We start from the raw sequence: 10,048 nt of genomic DNA on the forward strand, positions 1-10,048 counted from the left end.
GACGGCCTGAGATCAATATCGAAAGTCAACAGAATATGAGCGCAAACAACAGCCGTCTTGTGGTTCAAAACCTGCAAAAAAGTTTCAAAAAACGCCAAGTCGTCAAAAGCTTCTCCCTTGAAATCGAAAGCGGCGAAGTCATCGGCCTGCTCGGCCCCAACGGCGCGGGTAAGACCACCAGCTTTTACATGATAGTCGGCCTGATTGCCGCCGATGCAGGCAGCGTGATGCTGGACGGACAAGAATTGCGCCACCTGCCCATTCACGAGCGCGCCCGCCTCGGCGTCGGCTATCTGCCGCAGGAAGCCTCGATTTTCCGCAAAATGACCGTGGAACAAAATATCCGCGCCATTTTGGAAATCAGCATGAAGGACAAAAGCCGCATCGATGCCGAACTTGAAAAACTGTTGGCCGATTTGAACATCGAACGCCTGCGCAACAACCCTGCGCCGTCTTTGTCCGGTGGCGAACGCCGCCGTGTCGAAATCGCACGCGTGTTGGCCATGCAGCCTCGTTTCATTTTGTTGGACGAACCTTTTGCCGGCGTTGACCCGATTGCCGTCATCGATATTCAGAAAATCATCGAGTTCCTCAAATCACGCGGTATCGGCGTATTGATTACCGACCACAACGTGCGCGAAACCCTCAGCATCTGCGACCGTGCCTACATCATCAGCGACGGTACGGTATTGGCTTCAGGCAAGCCGGATGACTTGGTTAACAATGAACAAGTCCGTTCGGTTTACTTGGGTGAAAATTTCAAATATTGAATGCATATTTGACGGTATATGAAGCCCTCATTTCGATTAAGGGCGGCTATAAATATTGGAATAATCACTAAAAATACAAATATAATACCGATAAACTAATCTTTCAGACGGCCTGCCGTATAAAGGCCGTCTGAAAAACTATCCATACATTTCGAATCAAACACTATGTCTTCACTCGTCCTTAAACTCAAACAGACCCAGCAGCTCAACCAGCGGCTGCAACAGTCTCTGCGCATTTTGCAGATGTCGGGTCTTGAGCTTGAGCGCGAAGTGGAAGACTGGTTGTCGGACAATCCTCTGCTTGAGCGTCCGGAAACCGATGAGTTTGCCGATAGCGGGCTCAACCGTGCCGTCACCATGCCGCGCGCAGGTCAGCAGTTGGGCGGCGACGATGCCGAAGATATTTGGAGCAACATCGCCGAAGAAGAGGATTTCAAACACTATCTGCATGCTCAAGTGTGCGAGCATCCGCTTTCGCAAGTGGAAGCGGCCTATGTTCATGTCTTGATTGATTTTTTAGACGAACAAGGCTACCTCACCGACAGCCTTGAAGAAATCATCGACCACACGCCGTTGGAATGGATGCTGGACGAAGAAGCCCTGCAAAATGCGCTGGATATATTGCAAACCTTTGACCCGCCCGGCGTGGCGGCGGCCGATTTGACCGAGTCGCTCATGCTGCAGCTGATGCGTTTGCCGGCTTCTCCGGCCAGACAAATGGCCGCGCATTTGGTGCAAAGTTCGCTTCAAGATTTGGGCAAAAACCGCAAACAAAACGTTCTGCGTTTCCGCAAACTTTATCCCCAGGCCGACAGTGAAACCATAGAAGCCGCACTCGATATGATTGCCGGCTTGAATCCTTATCCGGCTTACGGCTTCGCTTCTGCCACCCCTACGCCTTATATTCAGCCTGACGTTTGGGTGAGAGAGGGCAAGGACGGCTGGGAAGTCATCAGCAACGAAGCGGCTTGGCCGAAGCTGCAGCTCAATCAGGAATATTGCAACCTGATGAAATCGGCGGAAGAGGGTGCGCCGGAGTGGAAGGAAAAAATCAGCGAAGCCAAACAGCGCATTGATTCTTTGGAATTGCGCAAAAGCACAGTCCTCCGCCTTGCCGAGTATATTGTCAAAAATCAGGAAGATTTTTTCATCTTCGGCGAAATCGGCCTGTCGCCCATGCTGATGAAAGATGCCGCCGCCGAATTGGGTTTGGCGGAAAGCACCATTTCGCGCGCCGCCAATCAGAAATATTTGTCTTGCCCGCGCGGCCTGTTTGCGTTACGCTATTTCTTCACACAGGCAGTCAATGCCGACGATGAGGGCGAAGGGTTCAGCCAAGGCGCAATCAAAGCTGTCTTGAGCCAGCTGATTGAAAGCGAAGACAGCAGCAAACCTTATTCGGACGAGGTCCTCGTCAAATTATTAAAACAACGCGGCATTGAAATCGCCAGACGTACAGTGGCTAAATATAGAGAATCATTAGACATCCCGCCGGCACACAAACGAAAATTTACCGAGTAGATATATTCCGATCCGTTTTGACGGACTAACCAACCGAAGGAGCTGTATCATGAATCTGAAAATCACCGGTCTGAATTTTGATGTTACCGAAGCCATCAAAAACTACGTTTCCGACAAGTTGGCACGAATCAGCCGCCACGCCGACAACATCATTTCCGTGACCATCACGCTCTCGGTGGAAAAAGTCAGCCAAAAAGCCGAAGCCGATGTCCATCTGGCAGGTAAAGATTTGCACGTTGAAGCGATTGAACAGGATATGTACGCCGCGATTGATGTTTTGATGGACAAGCTCGACCGCGCTGTTTTGAAACATAAAGAAAAAAGCGGCGATGTCCGCAGCACTGTCAAACCTGAAGCAGAATAAAGTTTTTGTATGATAAAGGCCGTCTGAACATTCAGACGGCCTTTTGTTTTGCTAGAAGTTTTAGACTGGCAATCTAGTTACTCACTTTTTGACCATTCCATGGTGCCACTTTAAACAGCAGCAACATGCCGGGTATGCCCAGGGCAAAACACAGCCAGTAGAAATTGAAGTAACCCATCGCTTCAATCAGATAGCCTGCCGAAGCATTGATAAATGTACGGGGAACGGCTGACAGGCTGGTAAAGAGGGCCAATTGTGTGGCCGTGAAAGCAGGATTGGTTTCACGGGCCATATAGGCGACAAATGCCGCCGTACCCAGGCCTACGCCTGCCGCTTCCGCACCAATCACGGCGGCAAGCATCATTTGTTCCGTCAGGGTAATGGTTTCAAATTTACCGAAACCCGCCAGCCAGGCAAAGCCTAGAATAGTAACCCATTGTGCCACGCCGAAAACCCACAAAGCCCTGTTGATACCGAGTTTCAACATCCAAATGCCGCCTACAATACCGGCAATGACGGCAGGCCATAAACCGGCATTTTTGGCAATGAGGCCGATGTCGGTTTTGCTGAAGCCCATGTCCAGATAAAACGGCGTTGCCAGGGAAGTCGCCATACTGTCGCCCAGTTTGTAGAGGAAGATAAACAGCAATACCAATATGGCTTGTTTGATGCCCTTGCGGGAGAAGAACTCACTGAAAGGGTCGGAAACCGTTTGGGCAAATGTACGCGACACAGATGGTGGAATGTCAGGCTCTTTGGCTAAAAACAAGGTCATCAGCAGACCGGGCAGCATAAATAGTGCAGTAATGATGAATACGTTGTGCCAAGGCATCAAGTCGGCCAAAATCAAGCTGAGCGAGCCGGGTACTAAAGCGGCGATACGGTAGGCATTGACGTGGATAGAGTTGCCTAAGCCTAATTCTTCATCTGACAAAATTTCGCGGCGAAATGCATCCAATACAATATCTTGGCTGGCAGAAAAAAAGGCGACCACCAACGATAAGCCCATAATTACATATAAATGCTGGGCAGGATTTAGGAAGGCGTAAATGAGCAAGGCCAGCAGCAAACCAATTTGTGTCACCAGCATCCAGCCGCGCCGCCGTCCTAAAAAAGGTAATCTGACCAAATCAATGACGGGAGACCAGATAAATTTCCAAGTGAAAGGCAGCCCGATAAGTGCCATCAGGCCGATGGTTTTCAAATCGACGTGTTCGCTGCGCAACCATGCCGGAATCAGGTTGATCAGAAAATAAAGCGGCAGCCCCGAAGTGAAGCCTGTAAAGATACAAATCAGCATACTGCGCGAGAAAATCTTGCGCCAAGTGCCGGATTGGGGTGCGGTTGTCATAGTGAAATCAATAAAAAAGAAAAGGGATATTGTAGCAAAGATGGGGGATATGGCGAATGAACTTCTGTTATCTTTATCGAATAATGAGAGGCCGTCTGAAACTGAATGGATAAAGTTTCAGACGGCCTTTTGTTGGAACAAGCCGATAGAGTTTTGAAATGTCCGTAAGACAGGCAGAGTGTTTGTCTTACGGATATTTTATTTTCAGACGGCCTTCGATGCTACGTTGCAGTTGCGGTAGAAGGCAATCAGACCGTTGGTGGAGCTGTCGTGTGCCGGCGTGCCGCGTTCGAGTTCGGGTTCGATGGTTTTGGCCAGCTCTTTACCGTATTCCACGCCCCATTGGTCGAAGGGGTTGATACGCCAAATTACGCCTTGAACGAAGGTTCGGTGTTCGTAAGCCGCCATCAGCATGCCGAGGTTGAAAGGTGTCAGGCTGTCGATGAGCAGGCTGTTGCTCGGGCGGTTGCCGGGGAATTCTTTCTGCGGCGCAAGTCGGTCGCGTTCGTCTTGGGGCAGGGCGGCCAATTCGACTTGTACTTCGTCTAAGGTTTTGCCTTTCATCAGCGCTTCGGCTTGGGCGAAGGCATTGGCAACGGTAAAGCGGTGTTGGCGGTGGTTGCCGTAGATTGTGGTCATGGGGACGATGAAATCGACGGGAATCAGACGCGTGCCTTGGTGTAAAAGCTGGAAGTAGGCGTGTTGGCAGTTGACGCCTTCATCACCGAAGACAATGCCGCCGGTGGTACAGGAAACGGGTTGGCCGTCTGAAGTACGCTGTTTGCCGAGGCTTTCCATATCGAGCTGGTTGAGCCACGGGGTAAAGAGGCGCATGTTGTGGCTGTATGGGACAACGGTTTGGCCGTCTGAATGTTGGAAGTTGTTGTACCAAACGTTGATGAGCGCCATCAGGACGGGAATGTTGCGGCGGAACGGGGTCTCGAAGAAATGGGTATCCATCGCGTGCGCACCGGCCAGCATTTTGCGGAACGCTTTTTCGCCGACGGCAACCATCAGCGGCAGGCCGATGGGCGACCAGACGGAGTAGCGGCCGCCGACCCAGTCGGACATGGCGAAGACTTTGTCGGGGGAGATGCCGAAGTTTTGGGCTGCGGCCACATCGGCGGAAATGGCGCAGAAGTGTCGGTAGATGCCGGAATCGGGCAAACCTGCATCGCGGTACCAAGTACGCGCCGCATAGGCATTGAGCAGGGTTTCCGGCGTGCGGAACGATTTGCTGGCAATGCTGAATACGGTGGTTTCGGGATTGAGGCCGAGAAGGGTTTGGGTCAGGTCGGCATCATCGGAGTTGCTGACAAAGTGGACGCGGATGTTTTGCCAATAGGGTTGCAGTGCCTGTGTGGCCATGCGCGGGCCTAAATCGGAGCCGCCGATGCCGATGTGAACCAAGTCGGTAATGGGTTTGCCGGTAATGCCTGCGTGGGTGCCGTCCAAAAGTTGGCGTGCGAATTCGAGGGTGCGGTTGAGTTCGTGATGAACTTTGGACACGATGTTTTCGCCGTCGACGTAAATGGGTTGGGCATTGGCCGGCAGGCGCAGGGCGGTGTGGAGGACGGCGCGGTGTTCGCTGGTGTTGATTTTTTCGCCGTTGATCATGGCCTGCATATATTGTGGCAAATCGGCTGCTTCAGCCAGTTGGCACAATAAATCAAGGGTATTTTCATCCAGACGGTTTTTGCTGTAATCAAATAACAAACCGTGCAGAATTTCGTGCATATTGTTGAAACGTTCGGCATCTGCAGCGAAACGTTCGCGCAGGGTAACGTGTTGCGTATCGGCATGATGGGCTTCCAAGGCCTGCCATGCGTCTGAGTATGCGGTCATCTCGTTTCCTTAGTATGTAACGGTAAAATAAGCAGGATAGATAGGTATTTCCTGCTTTTTTGTAGTGGCTTGTAGTTTAACAAATTTGAACAGGTTTTGGGAGGTGGTGGGGGTGGTTTTGTTTAAGAAATGTATGCAAAATGAAAAAGAAATGATTGATTATCATCAAGTTTCTGTAAAAAAAAGGGTATGACACCGATGTCTGCTGTGTTATCCTATGTAACATTATTGAAATCCTGTCGGGGCGGGTTCGTAAGATGGCTACAATTTATGATGTTGCTGCTTATGCCGGAGTGTCTCCCAAGACGGTCAGCCGGGTGATTAACGGCGATGCGCCGGTCAGCGATAAAACCCGTTCCAAAGTAGAAACAGCGATTGCCGCTTTGGGCTATATCCCGTCTTCTGCGGCGCGGATTATGCGGTCCCACCGTTCCGGCTTGGTCGGCCTGATTACCGGTGCCATTTCGCGGACGGGCGAGAATACGGGCGGACACGGCATTCCAGATATGTTCTTGATTAAGGGCATTCAGCAGCGGATTCGCGCACAAGGCAAGATTTTGATGATTGCCGACATCGACAACAAGCCGGGTCAGCCCGGTCAGATGGAGCCGCTGATCCGTACCTTTATGGAACACCGTGCCGAGGGGATTTTGTATGTGGCCGGTTTCCATCAGGAAGTATTACTGCCGGAAGTGCCCAACCGTTGCCCGATGGTGTTGGTCAACTGCTTTGATTTGGCAGGTACGCCGTCGGTTTTGCCGGACGACGAAGCAGGGCAGTATGGCTTGGTGCGCCGGATTATCCAAAGCGGACACAAACGGATTGCTTATGTGACTTTGCAGCCGGGCGTGGAAGCGACGAGATTGAGATTGGCCGGATACCGCCGGGCTTTGGCGGATGCGGATATTGTCTTCAATCCTGATTTGGTGCAAACTGGTTATCCTGATTTCAGCAATGACAGCGGATCTTTGATTTCGGCTATTTTGAAACTGCTGTCTTTGCCACTTCCGCCGACGGTAATTTGCTGCGGTAACGATGAAATGGCCGTGCGCGTGTACGGGATTTTGAGGACGCGCGGCGTGCGGGTTCCCGAGCAAGTCTCTGTTGCCGGATATGATAACCACGGCGCGATTGCGGAAACGCTGTTTCCGCCGTTGACCAGCACCGAGCTGCCTTATCTGCGCATGGGCAAAATGGCGGCGGATTTGCTGTTCCAATACATCGAACATCCGGCCGGTACGGCTCAGCCCGTCAAGGTCGTTGGGGAAACCATCTGGCGTCAGTCTGTAATGAATAAATAGTTTCAGACGGCCTAAAAATAAGCTTTAAACAACACAAACACACATCAAAACAAGATTATATAAACGGTCAAAATAAAGGCCGTCTGAAAACAGGGTTGCCTCATTCAAAAAGGCGGCCCAATACAATAAGAGCGTCATACTGCTGAAATTGGAGTTTGTTGTTTCCATAGTTTATTATCCAGGAGTAGCCTTCCTATGAAAATCTCCCCACAAGTGGCGATGACACTTCGCCAGATTATGCTGATGAACTTCGGTTTCTTCGGCATTCAATACAGCTTCGGGTTGCAGCAAACTGCGATTAACCCGATTTTCAGCTTCCTTCATGCCGACCCGAGCCAATTGCCGATTTTGAATATGGCAGGCCCGATTACCGGTTTGCTGGTGCAGCCGATGATTGGTGCAATGAGTGACCGCACTTGGGTGCCGGGATTGGGCCGCCGCCGTCCGTATTTCTTGATCGGCGCCATCGGTTGCAGCCTCTGCCTCTTTATTTATCCGCACGTTACCGCCTTGTGGGTGGCCGTATTGCTGCTGTGGCTCTTGGACATCAGCAACAACACGGCAATGGAACCTTTCCGTGCCTTTATTGCCGATACCGTTCCTGAACAACAGCAATCCACCGGTTTCTTGATGCAGTCCGTGTTTACCGGTTTGGGCATTACCCTGGCCAACGTTTCCCTCTACATCTTCCAACAAATCGGCTGGTTGCAACAAACTTCCGAAGCAGGCATTCCGTATTGGGTATTCGGTTCGTTTTATATTGGTGCGGTCTGCTCCATCGGTTCGGTTTTGGTTACCGTTTTATCAACAGCCGAACGCGAGCCCAGCCCTGAAGAAATGGCGGCCATTAAAGCCCAGCCGAGCGGTCCGGCCCATGCTGTTAAAGATATTGTCGTTGCCGTGCGCGAAATGCCGACTGCCCTGTGGCAACTGGCTTTGGTGTATCTCTTTCAATGGTACGCGCTCTTCATCTACTGGCAATATATTTCCCACAGTATCGTCCAATCCGTCTGGGACTCGACCGTTGAGAATACCGAAGCGTATAGCCAAGCGGTTGCATGGACCGGCCTGGTAAACGGTTTCTACAACGTGGTAACCTTTATCTCCGCCTTCGGCCTGATGTGGATGGCGCGCAAATACGCCGCCAAATATGTTCATGCCTTTGCTGTAACCCTTGCCGCGCTGGCCTTGCTCACCATTCCTCATATCGGCAACAAATACCTGATGTTTGCGCCGATGATTGGTTTCGGTGTCGGTTGGGCAAGTATGATGGGCGTGCCGTTTATGATTGTGGTCGGCTCTATCCCTAAAGAACGTTACGGCGTGTACATGGGTATTGTGAACATGATGATTGTGATTCCAATGCTGATTGAAACCGTGTCTTTCGGCTGGGTGTACAGAACTTTCTTGGGTTCAAACCCTGCCAACGCGATGACTTTTGCCGGTGTTTCCCTGGCCATCGCCGCCGCATTGACCTTAACCATTAAAACTGTGGCCAAACCGGCTACTGCAGAATAACGAAGTTTTGATTTAAAACCAAAATGAAAAGATAGTGTATTGCATAGTCAAATAACTTTACATTTATTGACGTTGCAAGAATACGCACCCCGACTTGTTCGGGGTGTTTGTTTTGTTTTGAATAGATTTGATGTTTTGATTTATGTTTTATTTTCAATAAATTAAAAATTTACCAGGCTTTTGGCCGCGTTAAATCTATTTATATCTTTCTACTTGGAAATCTTGGCCGTTCTTCAACAGCGTAAACGCTATTACCGCCAGTTTCCGCATGATGGCGATTAATATCAGCTTTATATGCTTCCCTTTGTTTTTCAGACGGCCTACAAATTCTGGAAAGGCATTGCACCGGTATGCGACAACGGCAGGCATATAAAGGCTTTTCCGTATTTCCGAACTTCCGATTTTTGATATTCTGCTTTTGCCGTTTACGCTTGTTCCTGATTGATACTTTCTAGGGTCTAGACCTAGATAAGCCGTGAACTGTTTTGCATTTTTAAATTCATGTCTTTTATAGGTTGATAGCAATACGGCTGTCGCTTGCTCGCCTATGCCTGTTATTGTTTTCAGCCTTTTGCGCAGGTTGTTGTAACTTGGATTGTCTTTGTAGAACTGGAGTAATTGCTTTTTGACTGTCTGTATTTGTGCTGTCAGGTTTGAAATAGTTGTTTGAATATGGGATTTGATGTAGTCGGGTGCTTCGTGTTGTTTGGCTTTTTCTGTTGCGCGTTGCTGTTTCAGATAATCTAAATATCGGGCGATTTCCTGTAATTGCTTCTGTTCTTTTGCCGGCGGTTGCCATGCCTTTAATTTATGCTTTCGGTCTTGGCAATATTGTGCTATCAACTTTGCGTCTTGTGTGTCTGTTTTGGATCGTTGTAGTTCTGCTATTGCATATCCTTTTATCTTTCTTGGATTCTCTACGGTAATTGTATATCTTGAATAAATATATTCTGCCAATGCTTCGTAATATGTGCCCGTTGCTTCACACACACAATGGAGCTTATCGGTTACTTTATGACTTTGTAGCCACTTTATTAAGTGTTCAAATCCTCCTTTATTGTTCTGAAACTTCTTTTGATGATTTTGGCCGTCTGCAATTAAATAGCAGTCTATTGTGAGCTTTGAAACGTCTATTCCTAAGTACATGGTTTAACCTTATTAATTCGGGCTTTTTGCCCTAGATAGTGTTCAAACTGTAGATGTACGAAAGCCCACGCTTCTATCTTTTCAGCAAGCTGTACGCTTTGGCCGTACTTTCGAAGTCGTGGGCTTTACTTGGTGTTTCGTCAAACGCCAAGCCCGCAATGGGCTGGTTTACTCATTCAGGGCTTGAAGCTTATCGTTTGCTTGCCTTCGGCGACGTTCGCCACGTGGCAGG

At 49.6% G+C, this 10,048-nt stretch carries 8 protein-coding genes; 5 read left to right on the forward strand and 3 right to left on the reverse strand.

Translation table 11 applies throughout. From position 1 onward, the window contains the following. The first annotated feature begins 35 nt into the window (after positions 1-35). From lptB to raiA, 3 genes are all read left to right on the forward strand, one after another. Positions 36-770, forward strand: a complete 735-nt coding sequence (gene lptB / locus HMPREF2661_RS10375) for an LPS export ABC transporter ATP-binding protein (RefSeq protein WP_003679854.1) — start codon at positions 36-38, stop codon at positions 768-770. 165 nt (positions 771-935) lie between these two features. Next, the gene (rpoN, locus tag HMPREF2661_RS10380; protein WP_070823723.1) at positions 936-2,291 is read left to right on the forward strand and encodes an RNA polymerase factor sigma-54; all 1,356 of its coding nucleotides are present in this window, start codon (positions 936-938) and stop codon (positions 2,289-2,291) included. A 49-nt stretch (positions 2,292-2,340) separates the two neighbouring features. After that, on the forward strand, positions 2,341-2,655 hold the full coding sequence (gene raiA, locus HMPREF2661_RS10385; RefSeq protein ID WP_003748344.1) for a ribosome hibernation-promoting factor, HPF/YfiA family: 315 nt from the start codon (positions 2,341-2,343) through the stop codon (positions 2,653-2,655). 73 nt (positions 2,656-2,728) lie between these two features. On the opposite strand, the gene HMPREF2661_RS10390 is transcribed toward raiA, so the two are convergent. Beyond that, positions 2,729-4,006 (reverse strand): AmpG family muropeptide MFS transporter, encoded by a 1,278-nt coding sequence (locus tag HMPREF2661_RS10390; protein ID WP_234398640.1) that lies wholly within the window; start codon positions 4,004-4,006, stop codon positions 2,729-2,731. 204 nt (positions 4,007-4,210) lie between these two features. Then, a complete protein-coding gene (gene pgi, locus HMPREF2661_RS10400; protein ID WP_070823729.1) occupies positions 4,211-5,851 on the reverse strand; it encodes a glucose-6-phosphate isomerase in 1,641 nt (546 codons plus the stop codon). Between the two features lie 257 nt (positions 5,852-6,108). Here pgi and HMPREF2661_RS10405 point away from each other — a divergent pair, with 257 nt between their 5' ends. Together HMPREF2661_RS10405 and HMPREF2661_RS10410 are read left to right on the forward strand one after the other, a co-directional pair. After that, on the forward strand, positions 6,109-7,152 hold the full coding sequence (locus HMPREF2661_RS10405; RefSeq protein WP_070823731.1) for a LacI family DNA-binding transcriptional regulator: 1,044 nt from the start codon (positions 6,109-6,111) through the stop codon (positions 7,150-7,152). A gap of 195 nt (positions 7,153-7,347) precedes the next feature. Further along, positions 7,348-8,670, forward strand: a complete 1,323-nt coding sequence (locus HMPREF2661_RS10410; RefSeq protein WP_070823734.1) for an MFS transporter — start codon at positions 7,348-7,350, stop codon at positions 8,668-8,670. Between the two features lie 195 nt (positions 8,671-8,865). Here HMPREF2661_RS10410 and HMPREF2661_RS10415 read toward each other — a convergent pair whose 3' ends face one another. Then, positions 8,866-9,816 (reverse strand): transposase, encoded by a 951-nt coding sequence (locus tag HMPREF2661_RS10415; protein ID WP_070823736.1) that lies wholly within the window; start codon positions 9,814-9,816, stop codon positions 8,866-8,868. Positions 9,817-10,048 lie beyond the last annotated feature (232 nt).

This window comes from Neisseria sp. HMSC061B04, assembly GCF_001836705.1.
Classification (GTDB): Bacteria; Pseudomonadota; Gammaproteobacteria; order Burkholderiales; family Neisseriaceae; genus Neisseria.